The following is a 25,029-nucleotide window of genomic DNA, read 5'->3' on the forward strand; positions in this document are numbered from 1 at the left end:
TTATTCTTTATTTGTAGATTTAATCAATCAAAAAACTCTTTTTCAAGAGTATACACCTATTTTTACAACATTTAGAAAGTATCAAGAAGAAATAAAAAATACTTTTAAAACATCGTATTCAAGCGGTCCTTTAGAATGTATGAACAATCATATTAAAGTCATTAAGCGTAATGCCTATGGCATGAGAAGTTTTTATAATTTCAAATTACGAATAGAAATTTGTTTAAAAAATCTGTATTCAAGACACCAAAAAAGATCTAGAAAACATGTTGTTTTCTAGATCCTAAATTCTAACGTTTTAACTCTTACCAACAGTAGTTGACAAAGAGCCCTTTTTTAAGACTTGTGGATTATCCTCTCAACCCTACTTATGGCTTATTACTCTATTGATATGAATGGTTAAATAAACTATTTCTGACTGTCCGATAGTGATATCTCGCTTAGTCAATAGATAATCTCTCACTCTTAAGCTACACTGAAACGCCTCAGGATACTTAGACTGCACTAGTTCATAAAGGAAATCATCCGTTTCTTCACTTAACTCATTATTCATGATACGTTGCACAAAAAACTGAATATGAGTAACCATTCTTTGATAGTTAGTAGAGTTCTCATCAAACTCGCATCCAAAATATCGCCTAACAACATTAAGAATATTTTTTACAATTTCTGTATTTTTCATCGTCGTAGCCATATCCTGATAATCTGTCACACTATTGGCCAAATGCATGGCTATCACACCTGCTTCTTCCTCTGTCATGTCCACATTTAGCTTATCCTTCACAATTTCAACCGCTTTTAAAGCGACTTTAAATTCTTTTGAATAAAACTTTTTTATATCAAATAATAATGGATTAGGAAGTGAAATATTCTCGCGAGCCCGTTCTATAGCATAAAACAAATGATCAGTTAAACTTAAATAAGATTTCTCAGAGTAATTATAACCAATTTCTTTTTCTGCTAATAACATAATCTCTTTAGATACTTCGATGATATCTGGTGGTATTTTTTCGACCAATTTTTCCATCTCTTGTCTTTCGCTTCCGGAATGATTAACAAACATCTTATCAATAGCAATTAAAGATATTTTATCTCCAACTTTTTTATTAAATGCGATACCTTTGCCCATCACAACTACTTCTTGAGATTCTTTATTATCAGAAATTACCACATTATTATTTAAAATTTTTTTTATAATCATCTCTTGTGTCCTTTTCTTAAACCAGTGATATTATCATTAATCCTTGTTTTATTATACATCCTATAAATGTTTTTTTACAGAATTAATTATCATACCATGAAAACACCGTTATTTGATTACCACTAATAATTCTTCTCCTGATACAATATCTTTTTGATCTAATGTAAGGACATCTAAAAACTGATCTGAGTTTGTAACTACTATTGGCGTGACAACAGGTTTTCCTGCTTCCTTAATATAATCAATATCGAAGTATCCTAATAAATCACCTTGATTTACTTTATCCCCTTGCTTAGCTTTAATATCAAATCCTTTTCCGTCTAACTCAACAGTATCCATACCAATATGGATCAGTATCTCAGAACCATCATTTGTTGTCATACCTATTGCATGCCCTGTTGGAAATACAGTGGTAATTTCTCCTGTTGCTGGTGCATATAACTCACCGATAGTTGGATTAATAGCGATACCTTTTCCTAACGCACCAGAAGAAAATACTTCGTCTTTGACTTCAGATAGTGGAACAACCTCACCTGTTACAGGAGAAACTAACTCTTCTCTTGATTCTGATTGACTTGTTGTACCAGATGATACATTATTTGGTTCCTCATTATTTGATTCTACTTCTTTATCAAATCCAATAACCAACGTCATAACAAATGCTACAACAATAGATACAATACTTCCAATAATTCCCATCATAACGTTTGATTCAACACCATCAATCGTACTCACAAAGCCAGGTATTGATAATACACTTATCAAACCACTAGCAAATAGTTTAACACCAGCTCCACCGATAACTGCCCCACCAACAGCTCCACCGATACAAGAAGCGATAAATGGTTTTTTTAGAGGTAAAGTCACACCATAAACAGTCGGTTCAGTAATACCAAAAATAGCAGTCAACGTTCCTGAGAGTGCCAATGCTTTTCGTTTTTCATTCTTTGTTCTCAAAAATACCGCAAAAGCAGCTCCTGCCTGAGCTAAAACAGCTCCCAATAACATTGGTGTTAAAGTATCAAAGCCATATTGTGTTAAGTTATTCAATGCTATTGGGATAAGACCCCAATGCATCCCAAACATTACAAACACTTGCCATAAGCCACCCATAACTGCACCTGCTAATATAGGACTAAAATTAAAGACTGCTGTATAAGCTGTTCCTAATCCTGTTCCAATAATTGTACCTAAAGGCCCTATTGCAACAAAAGTTAACGGTACCATGATCATAATAGTAAACATTGGGACTAAAATAATTTTTAAAAATTCAGGAATAATTTTTTTCATAAATTTCTCAATATATTTTTGTAACCAAACAAACAATATGATTGGGATCACTGTTTGCATATAACCTGTTGGACTAATGATGACAGGTACCCCCATAAATGACAATGCTACTTGTTCTCCTGCCATTTGTGTGATAGATGGGTATAATAGAGCTCCTGCTATTGATAAGGCAATAAAAGGATCTGTCTTAAATTTTTTAGCAGCTGTAAACGCAACAGCAAATGGTAAAAATTGCATTAATCCGTCTGATGCCGCATAAAGAATTTGATAAGTTCCTGACTTGTCTGTTAAAACACCTGTCAATAATAAAATAGATAATAGCCCTTTTAATACACCAGTTCCTGCCAGTGCTCCTAAAAATGGTGTAAAAACACCTGATATAATATCAACAAATTTATTAAAAATGTTACTATCTTTTTTCTCATCTTCTGTTGGCTCTCCAAGCCCAGATACATCTAGTAATTCATTAAAGACATCTGATACTCTACTTCCTACTACAACTTGATATTGACCTCCACTTTGAACGACTTGGATAACATCTGGTATTTTTTTTATCTCTTCAGTCTTAGCAATTGATTCATCTTTCAATTTGAATCGTAGGCGTGTTGCACAATGAACAACACTACTCACATTTTCCTTTCCTCCAACTAATTCTAAAACTTGTGTCGCTAACTCTCTATTAGAAAGCTTTGCCATAATAATTCCTCCTTACATTTTTGAATGCAAAAAAGACCTAAACTGACTAAAATAGTCTACGCAAACTAATCCCAGATATATACTGAGACTAATCTTGTCGTTCACTATTTCATTCAATTTAGGTCTTGCCTGCTTAGCAGTTACAATCCTTTACATACAGATAATAACATGTTTCCGCTTTCTTGTAAACAATAAATATACTTTATTTAAATAAAGACTTCAGAAAAAATCTGAAGCCTTCATAATAATTAGCTATTGCTCAAATCTTCTCCATTTGTTGCAATGACTTTTTTATACCAATCAAATGATTTTTTCTTACTACGATTAAGTGTTCCATTTCCTTCATTGTCACGATCTACATAAATAAATCCATAACGTTTTTTCATTTCACCAGTACCCGCACTGACTAAATCAATACATCCCCAAGTCGTATAGCCTAATAAATCAACCCCATCAATTTCTACGGCATCTCTCATCGCTTTGATATGCTCTGCTAAATACTCAATACGGTAATCATCTGCAATATAACCATTTTCATCTGGTGTATCCACAGCACCTAATCCATTTTCTACAATAAACAATGGTTTTTGATAGCGATCGTATAAATCATTCAACGTGATTCTTAATCCTAGTGGATCAATTTGCCATCCCCACTCACTTGACTCTAAATAAGGATTTTTAAGTGACTCAAAGATATTACCACTCGTTTGTTCATTCACCGCTGGATCCGTCGATTGCAATCTTGATGAATAATAAGAAAATGACACGAAGTCAACAGTGTGCTCTTTCAATAATTCTAAATCGCCTTCTTGAATTGGTAAGGTAATACCTTTTCGTTCCATTTCTTTTAACGCATAAGACGGGTACTCGCCACGAGATTGAACATCAATAAAGAAATAGTTTTCTCTATCAGCTTTTCTTGACGCCCAAACATCTTCAGGTTTACTAGTATAAGCATAGTTTGCTCCTGCAGCAAGCATACATCCTACCTTGTTTTCTGGATCAACTTCATGGGCAATTTTTGTGGCAATCGCACTAGCTAGTAATTCATGATGAGCAGCTTGGTACTTGATTTGTTCTTTATTTTCACCCTCTTCAAAATAAAGCCCTGCTCCCATAAAAGGGGCATGTAAAATCATATTAATTTCATTAAACGTTAACCAGTATTTTACTAAACCTTTATAACGATTAAAAATAACATGACACAGATTTTCATAAAAACCGACTAATTCACGGCTTCTCCATGCACCGTATTTTTCAACTAAATGCATTGGACAATCAAAATGAGTTATCGTAACTAATGGTTCAATCCCATATTTTTTACATTCTTTAAATAAGTCTTCATAATATTTTAAACCTGCTTCATTTGGTTCATTTTCATCACCTTTTGGGAAAATACGAGACCAAGCGATGGATAAGCGATATGTTTTAAATCCCATCTCTGCAAATAACGCAATATCTTCTTTGTAACGATGGTACATATCAATTGCTTCTTTGGCTGGATAAAAATGATGTTCATCAAATTCAAACATTTTCATCTCTCCAGTAATAACTGCTGCACGGTCTTTTCCGACTGGAGCTAAATCCACATTCGCTAATCCTCGACCATCTTCACGATATGCTCCTTCACATTGATTGGCTGCTGTTGCGCCACCCCATAAAAAATCTTGTCTAAATCCCATTGTATTTCCTCCTTATATTGTTTGTATGTTCATTCTATCTTGTGGGAACATTCCCATGTCAAGTTTTTTTTGGTATAATTTTTGTAAATGGAGGTCTTTATATGACAACAATTATTGATGTAGCAAAAAAAGCAGGTGTTTCAAAGTCTACCGTATCTCGTGTCGTTTCTAACAAAGGATATGTTAGTCAAGAAACACGACAAAAAATTGAAAAAGCCATGCATGAATTAGGCTATATTCCAAATATGCTAGCACGTAATTTACAGTCAGGATTAACTAAAACCATAGCTTTTATTTCTCATGACTTTAATCAACATACCAGTATCTTTTTAAATGCATTTACTAAAACAGCTCTAAACCACGATTTCTACGTTAATCTGTATGTAACTGGAGGAGATAAGGATAAAGAGTTAGATGCGCTTAATTTAATGAAGTACAAACAAGTTGATGCTATTTTTATCTTTACAAGAAGCAATTCATGGGATAAAATTATCCCTTTTAAAAAATTTGGTCCTATTTCAACATGGCATCGAATTGATTCTCCAGATATTTATTCGTCTTATGTCAATCAATATGAGAGTTACCTTATGTCACTAGAATTTTTGTTAACACGTGGCTATCAATCAATTGGTCACATTTTAGGAGATGAAAATAACAAAAATACTATTGCACGTATTAAAGCTCTCAATCATTTCTATGACTATCATCCAGAATTAAAAAAAGACTGCGATTGGATATTTGTAAACTCTAGTCATCTTAATACCGGACGAGATATAGCAAAAAAATGGGCTAGCTCTATACATAAGCCTGATGCACTCGTTTTTTATACAGATTTTATTGCAGCTGAGTGTATTTCTGAATTACAACTATTAGGAATTAAAGTACCTGAAGACCTTGGAATTATGGGGTTTGATAACAGTACTATCAGTGAGATTGTTCATTTGACTACTGTTGATTGTCATTTAGAAACACAAGCCTTAAATTGCTTTAACTATCTCCATAGCCAACTAAAACAACTTGATTTTAAACCCAAAGATATTACACAAGATTTAGTCATTCGTTCGTCCACAAAATAAAGAGAGATAGCAAACACTATCTCTTTGTATTTATTTCTTTTTCAATAATGTAAACAAATGGCTTTTTCAATATAGCATAGAAAAAAACTGTACCAAACGCATGCATCATATCAAAGCTCATTCCTGTAATATAGTAAGCCCAAAAGTTTTGTACGCCAAAAAATGGTGCTAGCATAACAGAAATTAAAAAACCATAGAAAAATCCTGATAAACCACTTACTATTAGTTGCGTAAAAAAGCTAGTCTTAATAGGGATTATTCTTTTCAGCAATACAACCACTAAAATAATCGCGCAAAAAGATAGTATCTGGGCAATAGTCCAAATCCCCATCCCTAAATAAAAATTAGTAATCAAAATAGATAATGCTCCAATGACCATCGCCTGAATTCCACCCATGTATAACGCCACAAGAATCAGCGTTGCGGTAATAGGCTGTACATTAGGTATCCAAGTTGTTAACATTCGTCCAACAACACAAAAAGCAGTCAATAACGCAATCATCGTAATCTCTTTTGTAGTTATTTTTTTTAACATAAGCACGTTCCTAATCTAATTTAGATAAATCAAATACGACATTATCTCCATCTGATACGTTTGTTTCTTGTACACCTTTTTCAGCTTGTTTTCCATTGATTGTATATAACCAATATTTATTCGCTTTTTCATCTTGCTTATGACCATCTATAGAGGTGATAAATCCTTTTGTATCTTCTATATTGTAATTATCCTTTAATACATCATATAACACAGCGTCTTCTTTCACACTAACTTCTTTTGAATCAAATCCTTTATTTTCTTCTTTTAAAACAATGCTGACTTTAGCACTAGATTCACTAGATTCTGTCGTTTTTTGACTGTCTTTTGCTCCACATCCTGCAAGTGTAACAATCAGAGTTGCTCCTAATACCAAACGATTTAGTTTTTTCATTTTATCTCTCCTTTTTCTACAATACTTTTCATAAAGAAACCTCAAACCACTTTATCGTAGTTTGAGGTGTTAATATTAAGTTTTATTCTAACCCTTCAGCCACATCTTCTGGATAATTTGTTTCAACAATTTCAGCACAACGATCACACAATGTTGGTAAGTCTTTATGACTTCCTACATCTTCTTTAATGGCACGACAACGTTGACATATTTCACCTTGAGCAGATTCAACTAAAATAGCCACATCATTAAATCTTACAGCTTCTTCTGGTACTTCAGTTGTTGGTTTTTCAACGACTAAATCAGATACAATCAATACTTGTGCTAAGTTAGTATTTAATGCATTTAATAACATTGCTTTTGGTTCATTTGGATAAATCGTTACTTTTGCTTCAAATGATTTACCAATCAGCTTACTATTTCTTGCTTCTTCAAGCGCCTTTAAGACGTTTGTTCTCACTTCCATGAAACCATCCCAAAGTTCCATGATATCTTCTTGATCTGGGTAAGTATCATATCCAGGTAATTCAGAAAGTTGTACGTATTCTTCTTCCTCTTGTAAATGAGACCAGATTTCTTCAGAAGTAAATGGTAAGATTGGTGTCATTAATTTAGTTAATGTCACTAAAATATCATAAAATACTGTTTGCATTGCCCGGCGTTCATGATTGTCTACTGCTTCGATATAGACAACATCTTTAGCGAAGTCTAAATAGAAGGCTGATAAATCATTCGTACAGAAATTAACTAAGCTCTTATAAACTGTAGAGAATGAATAGTTTTCATATCCTTTATCACGAATTGTTTTAACTGTATCATTCAAACGAATCATCATATATTTATCAACTGAACGTAATTTATCATATTCAACACGGTCTTTTTTCACATCAAAATCAGATGTATTTGCTAATAAGAAACGCATTGTATTACGAATTTTACGGTAAACTTCAGCAATTTGAGTTAATGTGTTCATGTCTACTTTAACATCTGATTCATAATCGACACTTGATACCCAAAGTCTTAAAATATCTGCACCCATTTGATTGGTTACTTTATTTGGCTCAATCGTATTTCCTAAAGATTTACTTTGTTTACGTCCTTGTGGGTCTAATGTAAATCCTTGAGAAAGAACTGCTTTATATGGTGCAACGCCATTAATTGCCACACTTGTTGTAATACTTGAGTTGAACCATCCACGATATTGGTCGGATCCTTCTAAGTACAAGTCAGCTGGGAATGATAAATCACTTCTGCCTTTTAATACAGCTTCATGTGATGAACCAGAGTCAAACCAAACATCCATGATATCAGTTTCTTTTGTAAATTCGCCATTTGGACTACCTGGATGTGTAAAGCCTTCTGGTAATAATTCTTTCACTTCTCTTTCAAACCAAACTTTAGATCCATGCTCAGCAAATAAATTCGCCACGTATTCTGTTGTTTCAGGTGTAATAATTGCCTCACCATTTTCAGCATAAAATACTGGTAATGGCACACCCCAAGCACGTTGTCTAGAGATAACCCAATCGCCGCGGTCACGAACCATGTTATATAGACGTGTTCTTCCCCATGGAATAATCCAGTCAACTTTTTCAATTTCAGATAGAATATCCCCTCTAAATTTATCAATTGATGCAAACCATTGTGGTGTCGCACGATAAATTACAGGTTTTTTTGTACGCCAATCATGTGGGTAACTATGTGTAAAGAAATCAAGTTTTAGTAAATGACCACTTTCTTCTAACATTTCTGTAATCATTGGATTAGCTTTATCGTAGAAGATTCCTTCAAATCCAGGTGCTTCATCTGTATAACATCCACGAGAATCCACAGGTGAAATAACCTCAATACCATATTTACGACATACAATGTAGTCATCTTCCCCATGTCCAGGAGCTGTATGGACTAAACCAGTACCGGCATCTAATGTAACGTGGTCTCCAAGAATTAAACGAGATTCTCTATCATAAAATGGGTGTTGAGCTGTTAGATTTTCTAGCTCTGTCCCTTTAATCTCTTTAATAACTGAAACAGTTTCCCAACCAATTTCTTTTGCCACTGTTTCAAGTAACTCTTTTGCTACGACAAATTTTTTACCATCTGCTTCTACTACAACATAAACATATTCAGGATTTACACTGATTGCTAAATTAGCAGGTAACGTCCAAGGAGTTGTTGTCCAAATCACAAAACTTGTGTCATTATCTAATACATCTCCGCCATCTTTCACATCAAATGCAACATAAATTGATGCAGATTTAACGTCTTTGTATTCAATTTCTGCTTCAGCTAATGAAGACTCACTAGAAGGAGACCAGTAAATTGGTTTTAATCCTTTATAGATATATCCTTTTTCCGCCATTTTTCCAAATACTCGGATTTGTGCTGCTTCGTAATCTGGTGTAAGAGTGATGTATGGATTATTCCAATCACCTGACACACCCAATCGTTTAAAATCGTTACGTTGTTTATCAACTTGGCTAAGTGCGTATTCTTTACACATTTCTAAGTATTCTGCTCTAGGCATTTCTTTGCGTTTAACACCTTTTTTGGTCAAAACTTGTTCAATTGGTAACCCATGAGTATCCCAACCTGGTACAAATGGTGCACGAAAACCTGACATTGATTTAAAACGAACAATGATGTCTTTACTAACTTTGTTTAATGCATGACCTAAATGGATATTTCCATTTGCGTACGGTGGTCCATCATGTAAAATAAATGTTGGTTTGCCTTCATTTAGTTTTTGACGTTGTCCATAAAGATCTTTTTCTTCCCATTCTTTTTGCCATTCAACTTCTCTTACTGGTAAATTACCACGCATTGGAAAACTTGTTTTTCCTAAATGCAACGTTTCTTTCATTTTCATTTATTTATCATCCTCACCTATTTTTTATATAAAAAAAGCCTCGCCCAATAAAAAGGGACGAAGCTATCGTGTTACCACCCAAAATTCAGTATAGACATAAGACTATACTCTCTTGTAGATTGTAACGATTCTCACCGAGAAATCTTACTATTATTTCAGATTTCTTTTATGTAAAGGATCTTTCTTAAATCAGTGTCTCACTAGGTTTCCACTATCCCTAACTCACTATCAGATTAAATTAAGCTTTTCTATTTTACAATATTGACTATTATTTAACTCTTGGACGTGTTGCACGTTCAACTTTATTTAACTTTTTTGTTTCGTCATTTTTTTCAACTGGTTTGTCAGCTGGTTTATTAGTATTTTCACGTGTTGTTGATACTTTAATTTCAGGCTGTTTGATTGCTTCTCTGTTCTTTGGAACATTATCCAAAGCTGGTTTTGTGTTTACAGCTGGCGATGTTGGATCAACGCCATTTGCTGCTTCAACCGCATCAAGAACTTGTTTAAACGCTTGGTGACTACTATCAACATACGCACCAAATGGTTTAAGTATTTCATCCCACTCATCACTTTGTACAATTTGTAGTTGTGATTCTAATAACACATTTAAGTTTCTGTGGAAGATACGTGTTTTCTTCTTCAAGTCATCTGTTTCAACGGCTAACTGACGAGCACGTTCACTTGCTTCTGAAAGAATCTGGTTTGCTTTGTTAGTTGCTCCTGTAATTAACTCATCAGACATCTTGTTAGCATGTGCTAAAATATCTTCAGATTGTGCTTGTGATTGTTGAATTGCTAAGTCAGATTCTCTAATAGCATTTTCTTTTAATTTATCAGCTGTATCTTGTGCCACGATAATTGATTGATTCAATGAGTCTTTCAATTCGTTGAAGTAGCTTAATTTATCGTTTGCTTGCTTAACTTCTTTTTCTAATGATCGATTTTCTTGAGTTAATTTTTCAACTTCTAAAGCAATTTGGTCTAAAAAATCATCTACCTCATCACGGTCATACCCTTTAAATTTTGTATTAAAACTTTTATTTGTTATATCGATTGGTTTAATTCCCATTTTTACACTCCTTGCTACTTTCTTAAAACTTTAATTTTTAAACGAATTTTATCTTTTTTAGTCTTTCCTAATGTTTCTTGTAACTGAACTCTTCCTAATCCCCTTACTGATATAATATCTAAATAATCCACTAGATAATCAACACGATCAATCTCAGTCCAATTTACCTTTACTCTTTTTGATTCAACTATTAACTTAGAACGCTGTCTAGATATATTATATACTGTAGAAATAATATTATCAATTCTTAATGATGAGATGGTTAAACTCTCTTCTGTCCACTCATCAATTGGTTGTAAAATGTCCTTCCAACTTACTTCGTCAAATTTTACTCCAAAGGAACCTATTTTGTCAACTTGTTGAATAATATAGTTAGCAATTGATTTTTTTATAAATACCTGCCACTGCTCACCATCTGTTATAATATCGCCAATAAATTCTCTTTTAACACCTGTACTCATCAGCGTGCCAAGTACCTTGCCATGTGTTAAATGTCCAAACTTCAATGGATACTTTATTTGATAAACGAGAATGTCATAATCAGTCTCACTCGGCTCATAATAACTAGGATATAGAATAGCACATTTTCTCTCAGAAAAATCATATCCACCAAAGAAAGATAATGATATGTCCTCGCTATTACCAACTAATGTTTTCAGAATAAACATCTCTCTTGGGTTTAAAAAATCAGTAACAAGTGGTGCATATTCCATTTCCACTTGCTCCATCCAATTACCTACTGTATCAATAAAAGGATGTTCGTCCTTGCGAAAATGCTGATACACATTAGCTTGCAAAAAACTCACATCCTTTCTTTAAAACATATATATTAATCTTGAAAATATTATAACTAACCCATTTCCTGCCAACTGAAGTACAAATATTGCTACAATAATTGTAAAATCAATCGGACCGATACTTAAATTTAAGCGATCAAACATACTCAAATATGGTCGAGAAATTCGTATAATAAACTGGCCTATCTTAGAATCATACGCTCCTGGAAACCATGAAAGTAAAGCATAAATCACCAATACATAAGTATAGATTTGTATTGCTTTAAAAATTAAAGCGATAATCAAACTAACACATCCTTAATATTCAGTTAAATGATTTGTGATTATGTTACGAGTAATACTAGAATCAACATCAACATTTGGTGGCGTGCATATAAAAATATCATCACCTAATCGTTGAATATCTCCATCAACTGCATATACTACACCCGTCATAAAATCTACGATACGTCTAGCAGGTTGCTCTTTCATCAATCGAAAAGATAAAATAACAATTTCTCTTCTAAAAAGTGCCTGTGCAATTTGCTTACAGTCGATATAGTCACGTGGTTCGTATACAGATACTTTTCTATGCTGCCTAGAAACTATCATACGTTTGTTTCCATTTGAGGTCGACTGATGATAGGTATTCATTTCAACTATTTTTTTGTTGGTATATTGGTTTTCAGGCATATCAGCAGATTGATTTCTCTCATTTGGTCGATCATATTCTTTGCCTGATGCAACAGAATTTTGTTCATTTATTTTAATGTTACTTTCTTGTATCTCTGATTTTTGTTGGGTTGTTTCAGCCTGAGTAGGAGTTGATTGTTCAACTATAATGTCTTCAATTTGCTCATCTATGAAAGGCTCACTTTCTTCATACCTTTCATCATCATCAGACACACCAAAAAAATCAGAAAACCGCTCACCAGCTTTATTGAATATATTCACTCTATCACCTCTCCCCCTAAGATTTGAAAAATCTCGAACCAATCCTAACAAAAGTCGCACCACATTCAATTGCTGGAACAAAATCCCGGCTCATTCCCATACTTAACTCCGTACAAGGTGCATGTTTAAAATTTTTATTAGCAATTATTGTTTGCAATATTTTTAATTGGCTAAAATAATGAGATAATTCGTTAAGATTTGAATCAAAAGGAGCCATGGTCATTAAACCAACAACTTCAATTCTATCAAAATCTTCTAAATCTTTAATGAAGTTTATCAAACTTTCTGGAGAAATACCTTGTTTTGTACTTTCTCCAGAAACATTCACTTGGACAAAACACTTAATCCGTTTCATCGCCCTTTTTTGTATTTCTTGTGCTAATGACAGTTTATCCAATGCATGAAAATAATCAATTTGATTAATAATGCTTTTCACTTTTCGTCGTTGTAAGTTGCCAATAAAATGCCACTTGATTTGACGATACTCTTTTAAATAGTCTTGTTTTTCTATTAAATTCTCCATTCGATTTTCAGCCAGATGATCATAACCTAAATCAACTACTTGCTTAGTTGTTTCACTATCAACGGACTTAGTTACACATATAACTGTTACATCATCTAATGGTCTATCACTGCATTTACAAGCTTGCTCTACCTCTTTTTGAACAGCTTCAACATTTTGTTGGAGTGTTTGCAGCATCATCTTAAGTCACCTCTTATTTTTTTCTTCTAAAAAAAGGTGGTGTACTTAATTCATCTTCAGTTTCAAATTGATGATCAGATTCTTGACTAGCATTATCATATTCTTTTCTATCAATTGTTTCAAATTGTGTTTCATCAGGTACTTGTCTAGTTGATGGTTCACGTTTTAAATCCCAATCTCCAAACGCACTTGTTTGTGTTGGTCGTGCTGTATCAACTTCTGGTACTTCACGAATTGGTTCTTGTACAGGTCTAGCTTGACGTTGTTGAACCATTCCATTTTGTGTTGCAACATTATTTCTTCCCATTGGTTGACGTTCTTTTTTACCAGGATCAATTCCTGTTGCGATAACTGTTACGACGATTTCGTCACCTAGTTGATCATTAACAGACGTTCCTAAGATAATATTAACTTCACCACCTGTTGCACTTGCAACAATTTCAGAAGCATCTTGTGCTTCAAATAATGTCATATCTGCTCCACCAGTGATATTTAATAATACTTGTTCAGCACCTTCAATTGATGTTTCAAGTAATGGAGAAGCAATTGCTTTTCTTGTTGCTTCAATAACACGATCTTCACCATTAGCAACACCGATACCCATAAGTGCAGTACCCTGATCTTCCATAACTGTTTTAACATCAGCAAAGTCCAAGTTAACATAACCTGGAGATGTAATTAAATCAGAAATGCCTTGAACACCTTGACGTAACACGTTGTCAGCTTCTCTAAATGCTTCTAACATTGGCGTACGTTTATCAACGATTTCTAATAAACGGTTGTTTGAAATGATAACTAACGTATCAACATTTTCTTTTAATGCAGAGATACCTTCAGCTGCAAAACGACTGCGTTTTGGTCCTTCAAAACTAAATGGACGTGTTACTACACCTACAGTAAGTGCTCCTTGTTCTTTAGCAATACCAGCAACAACTGGAGCTGCGCCGGTACCGGTTCCCCCACCCATTCCGGCAGTAATAAATACTAAATCAGCACCTTTTAATGCTTCAGCAATTAAGTCTTCACTTTCAGAAGCAGCTTTTTCACCAATATCTGGTAATGAACCGGCTCCTAATCCTTTAGTAAATTTAGGTCCTAATTGGATGACAGTTTCTGCTTTAGAATGTTGTAATGCTTGAACATCTGTATTTGCAACGATGAATTCTACACCTTTAACTCCTTCATCAATCATACGGTTTACAGCGTTACCGCCACCACCACCAACACCGATAACTTTTATTACCGCGCCAGTATTTACAGTATTATCTAATGAAAATTCCATTATTTGCTTCCTCCTAGACTATTAGTCAAATATATTGGATAAGAAACCTTTTACTTTACCACCAAAACCTTCTTCTTTTTCTTGAACAGGTTCATTTACTGGCACTTCTGTAACAGGTTCTTTTGCTTGTTGTACAGTTTTTTCATGTTGTTTGGTTTCAGTTGGAACGTCTCTTACGGCTTTAGTTGCACGTTTTTTTTCGCCTGTAACTGCTAACTTAGTCACATGATAAACCTCATCAAGTTGAGCCACATACTCAACTATAGCAATAGCATTTGCATACACAGGATTACGTAGTCCCATATGATTTGGCACGTATAATTTAACGTTTGTTCCAAACATATCAGCTGCTAATTCAACTACTCCTGGTAAACTAGCCGCACCACCTGTCAAGATAACTCCACCTGGTAAGTTTAAAGCATCGATACTATCTAACATCATTTTTGATTTAGAGAAGATTTGCTCTACTCTGGCCTCAATGATTTCTGATAAATAACGTTCATCTATTCTTACTGGTTCGTTTTTCCCAATCACGTCAACTGGAAACTCTTCATTAGGTGAGGTTCTTTCTGGATAAGCATAACCATAATTTATTTTTAGTGCTTCTGCGTTAGTTAATGATGTATTTAAAACAACAGAGATATCTTTTGTTACAAATTCTCCACCTTCTTGTTCTACGTGTGAAAACTTTAATTCACGTTCGTACATAACTGAAGTAGTCGTTTGACCTCCACCCATGTCGATAATGGTTGTACCAAAATCTTTTTCTCCATCTGATAAAATTGATGAAGCAAGCGCTAGAGGGGTAATGACCATTTCATCAATGACTAACCCAGCCTTTTCAACACATTTTTGGATGTTATGAACAATTGTTTTTGGTCCAGTGTATAATAGTCCCTTCATATCTAAACGGACACCAATCATACCACGAGGGTCTTTAATTCCTTCAAACCCGTCCACTTTAAATTCTTGTGGCATTAACGTAATCACTTGACGTTCTGGTGGTGTCGAACGAACCACGGCAGCTGACGCCACATTTTTTACATCTCTATCCGTAATTTCTTTTGATTCATTATTTACAGCAATCATGCCTTCACATTTTTCTACTTCTAAAAGATTAGCTGGAATCCCTACGCTGACACTTTTAATTTGAACACCTGATTTTTCTTCTGCTTGTTTAATTGCTCGTTGGACAGATTGGACAGCTTTGTCAATATCAATGACAATCCCACGATCCAACCCTTTTGATTTAGCATTTCCTACACCGATAATGTTAATTTGATTTTCTATGTATTCGGCTACAACAACTTTAATTGATGTTGTCCCGATGTCAAGACTTACATATATTCCTGTTTTTGCCATGAAAGGTCTTCCCTCCTATAATTCTAACAAAGTCTTCCTTTATTATATGCATAATACCTCACACCATTCTATCATAAATAGTACTATGAAATAAAGAAGAATACTATATTTGCTAATTTTTTTCTGAACGTTAAAAACCATTATTTATACTTTCACTAGAATTTTCACTAGAATTTTCACTAGAATTTTCGTTCGATAAACCATCACTTGCACTACTCTCTTGCGTTTCTATCGAATACGAATAGACTCCTGTTTTTCCAGCTTCCATATCTATAACACTTTTGTTTTTTAATTCTGCAACAATTTTATCGTAGAAAACAAGTTTATCTGCTATCGTTGTTGATAAACCAATCACTTGATTTCCATCTTTCATTTCTAATTTAATTCGAAATGGATTAGTTTTTGTTGATTGAGACTCTATTGATGTAATTTCAGTTTTAATTTTGGCTGAAAAATTCTCATAAGACGTTAAAAGTGACTCTAATCCTTCACCTTCTTTAAAGCCAATCAATTTTGGTAACTCTTTTTCCGATTCTTTAGCCGGCTCACTCAATATTTTACCATTTGATAGAACTGGATAAAGTTTATCATCTTTTAACAAAACAGCTAGTACATCGTACTCTGTGACTCTAATCTTAAAATGATTAAATTTCGTAATGGATAATTTAGCTGTTTTAACTCGTGGATTTTTTTCAACAACTTGTTTCATCTCTTTATTTTTATCAAAATATTGTCGCCAAATATTCTCGCCAATTTTTAAATCACTTGCTTTAACAATCGACGTATTATCAGCTTTATCAATACCTTGTATTGTTATCCCTTGTAATTTGCTTAAAGGAGAAATGATGTAGAGCGTGATTAAAATTCCTATGGTCAAGGTAACTAAAATACTAGTCAGTCGTCTAGTTAATTTTTTTTCTTCAACCGGCGTTAACCCATTAAAAGGTGAGAGCTTATTTATTCGATTATTCTTTGCAGATAAATTTTTTTGATGCTTGGTTAATTCAGATTTAGATGACTTTACTAATTTATGTTCATTCTGATTATCACCTTTATCATCATCTTTTTTGTATGACATCCCTTACTAGCCCCCCTTAATTAGGTTAGTTCTTGAATCAATCCATACAATCGATCCATTGCATCTGGTATTCCCTCTTTTTTTGATGCTTTTGCCATATCTTCTCTAAATTTACCATCCAACATAAGTTTGTCAATGTTTTTTACAAGTACTTTACCTGTCAACTCACTGTCTTTTACCATCAATGCAGCTTGCTTGTTGACTAAACTCATGGCATTTTTTGTTTGATGATCATCTGTAACGTTAGGACTTGGTACTAAAATAGACGGTAACCCAAGTGCTGTAATTTCAGCCATACTAGTAGCACCAGCTCTACCAACCAATGCCTCTACATTGACTAAAACATCTACCATATTATCAATATAAGGGACAACAGTCACATTGTCTAACCTTTTAAGTAAATCTTTATATTCGTCAAATTCATCAAAGTAAATAGTACCTGACGCATATAAAACTTGATATGGTTTTTCTTCAAATAATGGCAATGCTTCTTTCATCGCATTATTAATAGTTTGTGCCCCACGACTTCCACCAAATATCACAATCGTTGGTTTAGAGGAAGATAACCCGTATTCTTCTAGGACAGTTTTTTTCTCAACAAAAGCGACTTCTTGCGCTCTTGGGTTTCCAACTAACGCAACTTTTTCTTTTGGAAAATACTCTGTTGCGTCAGAAAAACAAATTCCAACTTTATCGACATATTTTGATAAAAATTTATTTGTCATACCCGCTACACTATTTTGTTCATGGATAATAGTTGGTACATTCAGTTTACTTGCAGCGTATACGACTGAGCCACAAACATAACCACCTGTTCCAATCACAATATCAGGTTGAAACTCTTTAATATAGCGTTTAGCCTGCTTAATACTCGTTAAAAATAAATACATTGTTTTCAAATTTTTCAAGGTTAACGAGCGATAAAACCCTTGTATTTCAATTGTTTTAAACGGAATACTCTGATTAGGTACTAATTTACTTTCCAAACCTTTTTCTGTACCAATGTATAGAAATTCCGACTCTGGATATTTTTCTTTAATATAGTGAATAATCGAGATGGCTGGGTAAATATGACCACCTGTTCCTCCACCGGATACCAATACTTTCATAATCATTTCCCTACTTGCTTAGTTATTTCATCTACAAATTCTGTTCCTCGAGTTTCGAAGTTCGGATACATATCCCAACTAGCACATGCTGGGGAGAGTAAAATCGTGTCATCAGTACTAGCGATTTTAACTGCTTCTGCAACTGCTTCTGTCATTGTTTCCACACATACAATTTCTTTAACTAATGCTTGTTTTGCAGCTTTTTGTAATTTCTCTTTTGTTTCACCTAATAAAACAATAGCTTTCATGTTTTCAATTGTTGGAATAAATTCATCAAATGAGTTTCCTCTATCTAGTCCTCCAGCAATTAGCACTAATTGTTCGTTATTAAATCCACTAATAGCTTTTTTAGCTGCTAAAATATTTGTCGCTTTTGAATCATTATAAACTTTGACACCATTAAATGTGCCGATATATTCTGTTCGATGTGGCACACCAGAGAACAATGATAAACTAGTTTTTATTGACTCATTATCTACTCCATAATTTTTTGCCACACAAATTGCTGCCAGAGCATTTTCAACATTATGAGACCCTGGAACTCCTAAATCACCGGACTTCATTATTTTTTCATCATTATAAGTTAACCAGCCATCTTCTAAATAAGCACCTGTTACTTTTTCATTGGTTGAAAACCACGTAATTGCTGCTTGAGAGCTTTTTGATAATTCTACCAATTCAGGCAAATCAGCGTTAAGAATCAATGTGTCTTCCTTAGTCATATTTTTTTGTATACGCCATTTAGCTTTCACGTATTCTTCACGCGTTCCATGATAGTCAATATGTGCTTCATATATATTAGTAATGACTGCAATATGTGGTTTAAACTCGTCTATTCCCATTAATTGAAAACTGGATAATTCGGTTACCAATACATTGTCTTTTGTTGCTTCAACCACGACATCACTTGCTGGAAAACCGATATTACCTGCAAGTAACGCAGTATTTGGTTGATAAGAGTCTATGATTTGTTTAATCATAGTTGTGGTGGTTGTTTTACCATTTGTTCCTGTTATGCCAATAAACGGTGCTTCCGATACTTGGTAAGCCAACTCAACTTCGGTGATAATTGGAACGCCTTTTTTTATTGCTTTTTCGAGAATAGGATTCGTATATGGAATCCCAGGGTTTTTGACGATTAAAGAAAAGCCTTCATCAAGAAGGTCTAAAGGATGACCGTCAGTAATCACTGTTATACCGGCTTCTAATAATTCTTGTGCTTCTTTATTTTCTGATAATTTTTTAGCGTCATTAACTGTAACAAACGCCCCTAATTCGTGAAGTAATTTAGCTGCTGCTACACCACTTCTTGCTAGACCTAACACTAAAATCTTTTCATTTGTATAACGTTTTGACTGTTTCATCCTTAATTCTCCTTAATAATATAAAATACCCAATGTCACAAGCGACATAACTAATCCTACTGTCCAAAAAACAATATCTATTTTCCATTCTGACCAACCACTTAATTCGAAGTGATGGTGAATAGGAGACATTTTAAATATGCGTTTGCCTGTAAGTTTAAATGATGCAACTTGCAAGATGACACTAATCGTTTCAACAACATAAACTAAACCTATTAATAATAATGTCCATTCCTGATGAAGTAAAATAGAAATAGTAGCTAACATTCCTCCAAGAGCAAGAGATCCAACATCTCCCATAAAAATCTTAGCTGGTTTTTTATTAAATAATAGAAAGCCAAATAAAGCCCCTACTGTTGCTAAACAAATCAATTGAATAGCATATTGTTCTTGTTTATAAGCAATAATGGCATATGTTCCAAATGAAATCATCCCTAATCCAGACACAAGGCCATCAATGCCATCAGTTAGGTTAACGGCATTTGAAAAACCAACAAGCCAAATTATTGCAAAAACACCGTATAAAATACCTAAATTAATTGTTCCAATGACTGGTATGTATAATTCATCTGTCATACCATTTGATTTCATAACAGTATACAAGATGATTCCTCCCACAATTTGACCAATTAATTTTTGTTTTGAATTAAGACCTAGATTTCTTTTCTTAAACACTTTAATGAAATCATCTAGAAATCCTAATAATCCATACAAAAACATAATAAATAAACTACTCCAAAAAGAAAATGACATTTCTTTTTGCCAAGCTCCTACAATAAGAGAGGTTAACAAGATACTGGTTAGAAAAACAACCCCTCCCATTGTTGGTGTTCCAGATTTTGCTAAGTGGCCTTCAGGTCCTTCTTCTCGAATGGCTTGCCCCATTTTTTTCATCTTAAAGTATCCTATAAATAGTGGCATTACCATAAATACAAAAGCAATCCCTAGTGATAATGGTATTAATAATTCTACTCCGATCATGCTATTCTCCTTTATCTGTTGTGGTGTCTACTTTAAATGCATGTTTTAACATACCATTTGAAACTTCAGCAATCATCTGCGCTGGAGAGCCGTATTCACCGGTAACGACTGGTTTTTTCATTGTGACGTACATAATGTATTCTGGATTTTCTGTAGGTGCTATCTGAACCACAGAGTAAATATAGTCATTTGCTCCAGTTAACAGTTGACCATTTTCAAAAATTTGGGCTGTCCCAGTTTTAGCAGAAACATTTACCCCGTCAATATTGTAAATGCCATAACCTGTCCCATATATTTCATCATTAACAGTATCTTGCATGTATTCAAGAACAGTCTTAGCTGTAGCAGCCTTTATTGGTTCGCCAACTACCTCTGTCTTGACCTCTTTTTCTTTCCCATTTTTATCAACAATTTTTTTAATATAACGCGGTTTTAACATTTTTCCTTCATTTGTTATAGCTGTATAAGCTTGCACCATTTGCATATTAGTAACTGATATTGCTTGACCAAAGGATGTCATTGCCATGTCAACTGGGTTTTTATCACTAATACTACCTGTTGCTTCAAGAGGTAATCCTGAATTTGTTGAATGACCAAATCCAAAACGTTCTAAATATTCAGGCCAAATTGACCCCATTTTTTGTTCTAGATTAACCATTCCAACATTACTTGACCAAGATAAAGCCTGTCTATATGTCAACATACCTTTTCCTGATGGGATCCAATCACTAATGGTTGCATCATACAACTGTGTCTTTCCTGATGCAAATGTTTCATTATATGGAAATTTACCTGAATCAATTGCTGCTGCCACAGTGAAAACTTTCATTGTTGATCCTGGTTCAAATGGACGTTGCACTAATAAGTTCTCCCAAACTGGATCTGGTTTTCCTTTTTCTTTATATAAACCTTCTTTTGTTTGTGGGTCAAAAGTTGGACGTTGTGATGCTGCTAGAATATCACCCGTTTTTGCATCCATTAAAATAGCTGTCATATCTTCTGGTTTTGCTTTTTCATTCACACTGTCCATCACATCTTCTAACCGAGTCTGAAGATTTGTATCAAGTGTAGTATAAATATCCTGTCCATCTTTCGCTTTTTTATCTATCACTTCTGTCCCTGGAAGCTCATTTCCCTTACTATCTTTTTGGTAATATTTAAAGCCATCTTCACCTTTTAACACACTGTCATAGGCATGTTCAATACCTAAGCCATTCTTACCACTTAATTTGCTATCTTCTTTATTATTATCTTCTGGTTGAGCATATCCAATAAAATAAGAAGCAAATTTCCCATTAGGATATAGTCTATCTGGATGTTCTTTAAAATAAATACCGGTTATTTTCTCTTTTTCAAGTGCTTCTTTAATACTATTTTTAGTTTCCAAACTTAAATTTTTTCCCTTGGATCCAAATTCCACATTTGTAATTAGTTTTCCATTTTTATTTTTTTTAGGTTTTAGTTGGTCTAACACCAACTCTTTGTCAATACCTGTGTATTTATTAAGTATTTCAGCAATCTTATCATGATCCTTGTCATGAACAAACAACTCAACATTATTGATTCCTTTATAATTTTTATCTAATTCGGCATATAACGAATAAGAAGTAGCATCTTCAGCAAGTGGTAACCCATTACGATCAAAAATGGTTCCACGTTTTGCTTTGATAACGCTACTTCCTTGATATATTTTTTGCCTTTCAGAATCAAGACTTTGTGATCCCACTTTACCAACTGTTATGATGTAAACAAAGCGTAAAGAGATAATCGCAAAAACAGCAATAGAGGTATAAAACAGGATAACCCCTACTTTTTTTCTATTGCCTGCTGGTGTTAAACTCTTTTCTTGTATTTTTTTATTTAATTTAATAAAGAACTCTTTAATTTTTTTCATCATTTGATTTTCCTTATATTCTCATCATGCATTTGCATTCCTGCACTTTCTGCAACTTTTTTCAAACGTTCAGTCCGTTGTAGCTCATTTTTTTCCTGATCGAGCGTTTCAATATCCTGCTGCATTTGTTGTTTTTCAGCTTGAATAGACGAGATTGCCTCTTCTTCACGATTAATATAGGTTGTCATCCGAATAGTTGCCACTGCTAAACATAAAAACGTTCCAACAAAAGCCACAAATACAAATTTCTCTAATTTCGTTACTTTTTTTAATTTACTAGGAGGCATCATTGGAAGTTTTACTTCTTCTAATTTGCCTTTCTCCTTACTAGGTGAGTTAACTGGAGATTCGTCATATGTAAATTGGCTATGCTTTTCTGGCAAAGACATGTTAAACCACCCTTTCAGGAGTTATTTTTTCGATAATACGTAGTTTTGCACTACGAGAGCGATTGTTAACTTCTAATTCTTCCTTAGAAGCCACAATTGGTTTTCTGTTCACAAGTTTAATATCAGGTTGATACTCAACTGGTACAATTGGTAATCCTGGTGGCAAATCTTGTGGTGTACTATATTCTTTAAAAATATTTTTTACAATTTTATCTTCTAGCGAATGGAAAGTAATAACACTAATTCGTCCATTCGGTTTTAATAAATCAATAGCTTGTTCAAGTGTTTCTCCAATAACATCTAGTTCACTATTAACTTCAATACGAATTGCTTGAAAAATACGTTTAGCTGGATGTCCACCTTTTCTTCTAGCAGGTGCTGGAATAGCTTCTTTAATGATATCAACCAACTCACCTGTTGTTTCAATTGGTTTGTCAGCACGTTTTTTTTCTATTAAACGAGCCACTTGTTTCGAGAACTTCTCTTCTCCGTAACGAAAAAATATCTTAACAAGTTGTTCATAGGTGTACTCATTCACAACAATTTTTGCTGTCAACGGATTGGTTTGGTCCATTCGCATATCTAGCGGTGCATCTTGATGATAACTAAACCCTCTTTCGGCCTCATCAAGTTGAGGTGATGATACGCCTAGGTCGTATAGAATACCGTCGACTTTATCGATACCTAATTCATTCATCTTCTCTTTTAGATAGCGAAAATTACTTTTTATAAAGGTTACTTTTTCTTTTTTTATTTCTTCATTCAAAAATTGTTCTGCATGTTCAATAGCACGTTCATCTTGATCAAAGGCATACAAATGACCTTTATCTGATAAATGTGATAGCAGATACTGGCTATGCCCAGCGCCACCTAACGTACAGTCTATATAAATACCATCTGGTTTGATGTTTAATCCATCCACTGTTTCTTCTAATAATACAGTGACATGTTTAAATGTTTCTGACATATTCATTCTCCATTACTTACTTATATTCCAAAATCAATTAGTCCTTCCGCAATGTCATCGAAATTTTCTTCAGCTTCTTTAGAAAAAGCTAACCACCTGTCTTCACTCCAAATTTCGATACGATCGGATACACCAATAATGATACAAGTTTTTTCTAGTCCAGAAAACTCTCTTAATTTCACTGGTATATTAATACGTCCTTGTTTATCTATTTCACATTCAGTAGCTGCGGAATAAAAGAATCGAACGAATGTCCTAGCATCTTTTTTTGTAAGTGGCATATCTTTCATACTCGCTTCGAGGTTGGCCCACGAATCTAACGTATAGCCAAATAGACATCCATCCATTCCTCTGGTTACGATAAAACGTTCACCAAGAGAATCTCTTAGTTTAGAGGGTACGATTAGACGTCCTTTTGAGTCAATATTATGTTGGAACTCTCCCATAAACATAACATGATCACCTCACACTGCCACTCAATAAATTTAGTCTACCACATTACCCCACTTTCTACCACAATCTTATAAAAAAAATTAAAATTTATCATAGATTTTAAAGAATGGAGGAAATCAATAAAAAAATCATGAAACCCATTTATTAAAGCATGGTTTCATGATTTTTATCTGACATCATTAACTATGAATTTTAAGCTATCACAAAGAATGAGGTTTTCTTATCGTTGTAAAAATATCACTATACTACCTAGAATTAAAATAATATAAATCATTAAAGTCACTAAAAAAGTCATACGCCATAATACTTTAAAATATCGTTTGAAATTTATTTCATGAAACTGATAAGCAAGCATTATAGCAATAAGCATTCCTATAAAAAAAACCATTAGAAAAACATAGGCTAAAAAACTATTCCCTAGCGTTCCTTTTGATACAAAGTGAATACCCACAAAAAAGAAGGGAGTCGCAATATCAGGAGCCTTCACTCCATACTTTTTATCCAAATGAGTTTTCTTAACAAGTAAATTACTTGCTATTATCACTATAACTGGAAATAAATACCAGAAAAATAGTGCGATAGTAAATTGAGGCATGCTATTTATCCCTTCATTAACATTATTATTACTTTCATTATAATCATTGCATTCAATTCTTTCAATTTATTTAAGGATATTTTTACATTTAATTGATTTTCTTGCTATTTAGATATTCCTCATTGTAAAATATATAGTAATGACTATATAATTGGAGTGAATTTTAAACTATGGATAAAAAACCAAAATCAACATTCAGCAAGATTACAAAAGTCGTCGTTTGGATTATGATTATTGTAACTGTTGGTGGAATTGTCTTATCTTCATTAGCTGCGATTGGTGTAATCTAAAAAATAGCGTTGACCTC

The 25,029-nt window shown here is 33.7% G+C and carries 25 protein-coding genes; 3 read left to right on the forward strand and 22 right to left on the reverse strand.

Translation table 11 applies throughout. The annotated features are described in order from the left end of the window. A partial coding sequence (locus tag DW196_RS03685; protein WP_233541910.1) for a transposase occupies positions 1 to 280 on the forward strand: 280 nt, incomplete at its 5' end. A gap of 84 nt (positions 281 to 364) precedes the next feature. Here DW196_RS03685 and licT read toward each other — a convergent pair. The 3 genes from licT to DW196_RS03700 form a co-directional block, all read right to left on the reverse strand. Next, positions 365 to 1,201, reverse strand: a complete 837-nt coding sequence (gene licT / locus DW196_RS03690) for a BglG family transcription antiterminator LicT (RefSeq protein ID WP_118250228.1) — start codon at positions 1,199 to 1,201, stop codon at positions 365 to 367. A gap of 108 nt (positions 1,202 to 1,309) precedes the next feature. Continuing rightward, positions 1,310 to 3,187 carry a beta-glucoside-specific PTS transporter subunit IIABC gene (locus tag DW196_RS03695; protein ID WP_118250230.1) on the reverse strand — a complete coding sequence of 626 codons (1,878 nt, stop codon included), beginning with the start codon at positions 3,185 to 3,187 and terminating at the stop codon, positions 1,310 to 1,312. Between the two features lie 248 nt (positions 3,188 to 3,435). Beyond that, positions 3,436 to 4,869 (reverse strand): 6-phospho-beta-glucosidase, encoded by a 1,434-nt coding sequence (locus tag DW196_RS03700; protein WP_118250232.1) that lies wholly within the window; start codon positions 4,867 to 4,869, stop codon positions 3,436 to 3,438. Positions 4,870 to 4,970: 101 nt separating this feature from the next. Between DW196_RS03700 and DW196_RS03705 the strand changes: the two genes are divergently transcribed. After that, positions 4,971 to 5,945, forward strand: coding sequence for a LacI family DNA-binding transcriptional regulator (locus DW196_RS03705; RefSeq protein WP_118250234.1), 975 nt, complete (start codon positions 4,971 to 4,973; stop codon positions 5,943 to 5,945). Positions 5,946 to 5,961: 16 nt separating this feature from the next. Here DW196_RS03705 and DW196_RS03710 read toward each other — a convergent pair whose 3' ends face one another. From DW196_RS03710 to DW196_RS03800, 19 genes are all read right to left on the reverse strand, one after another. Beyond that, the gene (locus tag DW196_RS03710) at positions 5,962 to 6,480 is read right to left on the reverse strand and encodes an ECF transporter S component (RefSeq protein WP_118250236.1); all 519 of its coding nucleotides are present in this window, start codon (positions 6,478 to 6,480) and stop codon (positions 5,962 to 5,964) included. A gap of 10 nt (positions 6,481 to 6,490) precedes the next feature. Next, the gene (locus DW196_RS03715) at positions 6,491 to 6,874 is read right to left on the reverse strand and encodes a DUF4430 domain-containing protein (RefSeq protein ID WP_118250238.1); all 384 of its coding nucleotides are present in this window, start codon (positions 6,872 to 6,874) and stop codon (positions 6,491 to 6,493) included. Between the two features lie 82 nt (positions 6,875 to 6,956). Beyond that, the gene (gene ileS / locus DW196_RS03720; protein WP_118250240.1) at positions 6,957 to 9,743 is read right to left on the reverse strand and encodes an isoleucine--tRNA ligase; all 2,787 of its coding nucleotides are present in this window, start codon (positions 9,741 to 9,743) and stop codon (positions 6,957 to 6,959) included. A 268-nt stretch (positions 9,744 to 10,011) separates the two neighbouring features. Continuing rightward, entirely contained in the window at positions 10,012 to 10,815 is an 804-nt protein-coding gene (locus tag DW196_RS03725) for a DivIVA domain-containing protein (RefSeq protein WP_071456416.1), read from the reverse strand. Positions 10,816 to 10,829: 14 nt separating this feature from the next. After that, the gene (locus DW196_RS03730) at positions 10,830 to 11,612 is read right to left on the reverse strand and encodes an RNA-binding protein (protein ID WP_118250242.1); all 783 of its coding nucleotides are present in this window, start codon (positions 11,610 to 11,612) and stop codon (positions 10,830 to 10,832) included. A gap of 18 nt (positions 11,613 to 11,630) precedes the next feature. Continuing rightward, positions 11,631 to 11,894 carry a YggT family protein gene (locus DW196_RS03735; RefSeq protein ID WP_118250567.1) on the reverse strand — a complete coding sequence of 88 codons (264 nt, stop codon included), beginning with the start codon at positions 11,892 to 11,894 and terminating at the stop codon, positions 11,631 to 11,633. Between the two features lie 15 nt (positions 11,895 to 11,909). Beyond that, positions 11,910 to 12,545: a cell division protein SepF gene (locus DW196_RS03740; protein WP_118250244.1), complete on the reverse strand. Its 636-nt coding sequence runs from the start codon at positions 12,543 to 12,545 to the stop codon at positions 11,910 to 11,912. 16 nt (positions 12,546 to 12,561) lie between these two features. After that, entirely contained in the window at positions 12,562 to 13,248 is a 687-nt protein-coding gene (locus DW196_RS03745) for a YggS family pyridoxal phosphate-dependent enzyme (RefSeq protein WP_233541911.1), read from the reverse strand. 13 nt (positions 13,249 to 13,261) lie between these two features. Then, a complete protein-coding gene (gene ftsZ, locus DW196_RS03750; protein ID WP_118250246.1) occupies positions 13,262 to 14,530 on the reverse strand; it encodes a cell division protein FtsZ in 1,269 nt (422 codons plus the stop codon). A 21-nt stretch (positions 14,531 to 14,551) separates the two neighbouring features. Then, on the reverse strand, positions 14,552 to 15,892 hold the full coding sequence (gene ftsA, locus DW196_RS03755) for a cell division protein FtsA (RefSeq protein WP_118250248.1): 1,341 nt from the start codon (positions 15,890 to 15,892) through the stop codon (positions 14,552 to 14,554). A gap of 130 nt (positions 15,893 to 16,022) precedes the next feature. After that, entirely contained in the window at positions 16,023 to 16,970 is a 948-nt protein-coding gene (locus tag DW196_RS03760) for a cell division protein FtsQ/DivIB (RefSeq protein ID WP_118250250.1), read from the reverse strand. A 20-nt stretch (positions 16,971 to 16,990) separates the two neighbouring features. Further along, positions 16,991 to 18,079 (reverse strand): undecaprenyldiphospho-muramoylpentapeptide beta-N-acetylglucosaminyltransferase, encoded by a 1,089-nt coding sequence (murG, locus tag DW196_RS03765; protein ID WP_118250252.1) that lies wholly within the window; start codon positions 18,077 to 18,079, stop codon positions 16,991 to 16,993. A gap of 2 nt (positions 18,080 to 18,081) precedes the next feature. Further along, positions 18,082 to 19,443 (reverse strand): UDP-N-acetylmuramoyl-L-alanine--D-glutamate ligase, encoded by a 1,362-nt coding sequence (gene murD / locus DW196_RS03770; RefSeq protein WP_118250254.1) that lies wholly within the window; start codon positions 19,441 to 19,443, stop codon positions 18,082 to 18,084. A 12-nt stretch (positions 19,444 to 19,455) separates the two neighbouring features. Next, positions 19,456 to 20,424 carry a phospho-N-acetylmuramoyl-pentapeptide-transferase gene (mraY, locus tag DW196_RS03775; protein ID WP_118250256.1) on the reverse strand — a complete coding sequence of 323 codons (969 nt, stop codon included), beginning with the start codon at positions 20,422 to 20,424 and terminating at the stop codon, positions 19,456 to 19,458. A 1-nt stretch (position 20,425) separates the two neighbouring features. Further along, positions 20,426 to 22,318: a penicillin-binding protein 2 gene (locus tag DW196_RS03780; RefSeq protein WP_158563508.1), complete on the reverse strand. Its 1,893-nt coding sequence runs from the start codon at positions 22,316 to 22,318 to the stop codon at positions 20,426 to 20,428. Further along, the gene (gene ftsL, locus DW196_RS03785) at positions 22,318 to 22,707 is read right to left on the reverse strand and encodes a cell division protein FtsL (RefSeq protein WP_071456406.1); all 390 of its coding nucleotides are present in this window, start codon (positions 22,705 to 22,707) and stop codon (positions 22,318 to 22,320) included. The genes DW196_RS03780 and ftsL overlap by 1 nt, the downstream gene beginning before the upstream one ends. A 1-nt stretch (position 22,708) precedes the next feature. Beyond that, a complete protein-coding gene (rsmH, locus tag DW196_RS03790) occupies positions 22,709 to 23,674 on the reverse strand; it encodes a 16S rRNA (cytosine(1402)-N(4))-methyltransferase RsmH (RefSeq protein ID WP_118250260.1) in 966 nt (321 codons plus the stop codon). A 20-nt stretch (positions 23,675 to 23,694) separates the two neighbouring features. Next, positions 23,695 to 24,126 (reverse strand): division/cell wall cluster transcriptional repressor MraZ, encoded by a 432-nt coding sequence (gene mraZ, locus DW196_RS03795; RefSeq protein WP_118250262.1) that lies wholly within the window; start codon positions 24,124 to 24,126, stop codon positions 23,695 to 23,697. 221 nt (positions 24,127 to 24,347) lie between these two features. After that, complete coding sequence (locus DW196_RS03800) at positions 24,348 to 24,722, reverse strand: DUF3397 domain-containing protein (protein ID WP_118250264.1); 375 nt, start codon at positions 24,720 to 24,722, stop codon at positions 24,348 to 24,350. A gap of 170 nt (positions 24,723 to 24,892) precedes the next feature. On the opposite strand from DW196_RS03800, the gene DW196_RS03805 reads away from it, so the two are divergent. After that, complete coding sequence (locus DW196_RS03805) at positions 24,893 to 25,012, forward strand: DUF4044 domain-containing protein (RefSeq protein WP_071456402.1); 120 nt, start codon at positions 24,893 to 24,895, stop codon at positions 25,010 to 25,012. Positions 25,013 to 25,029: the final 17 nt, after the last annotated feature.

Source organism: Vagococcus sp. AM17-17 (assembly GCF_003471765.1).
GTDB classification, from domain to species: Bacteria; Bacillota; Bacilli; order Lactobacillales; family Vagococcaceae; genus Vagococcus; species Vagococcus teuberi.

Bases quoted from the DNA above. Each gene is read 5' to 3' on its own strand.
- licT (WP_118250228.1), bottom strand. From the start codon at position 1,201: ATGATTATAAAAAAAATTTTAAATAATAATGTGGTAATTTCTGATAAT.
- DW196_RS03695 (WP_118250230.1), bottom strand. From the start codon at position 3,187: ATGGCAAAGCTTTCTAATAGAGAGTTAGCGACACAAGTTTTAGAATTA.
- DW196_RS03700 (WP_118250232.1), bottom strand. From the start codon at position 4,869: ATGGGATTTAGACAAGATTTTTTATGGGGTGGCGCAACAGCAGCCAAT.
- DW196_RS03705 (WP_118250234.1), top strand. From the start codon at position 4,971: ATGACAACAATTATTGATGTAGCAAAAAAAGCAGGTGTTTCAAAGTCT.
- DW196_RS03710 (WP_118250236.1), bottom strand. From the start codon at position 6,480: ATGTTAAAAAAAATAACTACAAAAGAGATTACGATGATTGCGTTATTG.
- DW196_RS03715 (WP_118250238.1), bottom strand. From the start codon at position 6,874: ATGAAAAAACTAAATCGTTTGGTATTAGGAGCAACTCTGATTGTTACA.
- ileS (WP_118250240.1), bottom strand. From the start codon at position 9,743: ATGAAAATGAAAGAAACGTTGCATTTAGGAAAAACAAGTTTTCCAATG.
- DW196_RS03725 (WP_071456416.1), bottom strand. From the start codon at position 10,815: ATGGGAATTAAACCAATCGATATAACAAATAAAAGTTTTAATACAAAA.
- DW196_RS03745 (WP_233541911.1), bottom strand. From the start codon at position 13,248: ATGATGCTGCAAACACTCCAACAAAATGTTGAAGCTGTTCAAAAAGAG.
- ftsZ (WP_118250246.1), bottom strand. From the start codon at position 14,530: ATGGAATTTTCATTAGATAATACTGTAAATACTGGCGCGGTAATAAAA.
- ftsA (WP_118250248.1), bottom strand. From the start codon at position 15,892: ATGGCAAAAACAGGAATATATGTAAGTCTTGACATCGGGACAACATCA.
- DW196_RS03760 (WP_118250250.1), bottom strand. From the start codon at position 16,970: ATGTCATACAAAAAAGATGATGATAAAGGTGATAATCAGAATGAACAT.
- murG (WP_118250252.1), bottom strand. From the start codon at position 18,079: ATGAAAGTATTGGTATCCGGTGGAGGAACAGGTGGTCATATTTACCCA.
- murD (WP_118250254.1), bottom strand. From the start codon at position 19,443: ATGAAACAGTCAAAACGTTATACAAATGAAAAGATTTTAGTGTTAGGT.
- mraY (WP_118250256.1), bottom strand. From the start codon at position 20,424: ATGATCGGAGTAGAATTATTAATACCATTATCACTAGGGATTGCTTTT.
- DW196_RS03780 (WP_158563508.1), bottom strand. From the start codon at position 22,318: ATGAAAAAAATTAAAGAGTTCTTTATTAAATTAAATAAAAAAATACAA.
- ftsL (WP_071456406.1), bottom strand. From the start codon at position 22,707: ATGTCTTTGCCAGAAAAGCATAGCCAATTTACATATGACGAATCTCCA.
- rsmH (WP_118250260.1), bottom strand. From the start codon at position 23,674: ATGTCAGAAACATTTAAACATGTCACTGTATTATTAGAAGAAACAGTG.
- mraZ (WP_118250262.1), bottom strand. From the start codon at position 24,126: ATGTTTATGGGAGAGTTCCAACATAATATTGACTCAAAAGGACGTCTA.
- DW196_RS03800 (WP_118250264.1), bottom strand. From the start codon at position 24,722: ATGCCTCAATTTACTATCGCACTATTTTTCTGGTATTTATTTCCAGTT.
- DW196_RS03805 (WP_071456402.1), top strand. From the start codon at position 24,893: ATGGATAAAAAACCAAAATCAACATTCAGCAAGATTACAAAAGTCGTC.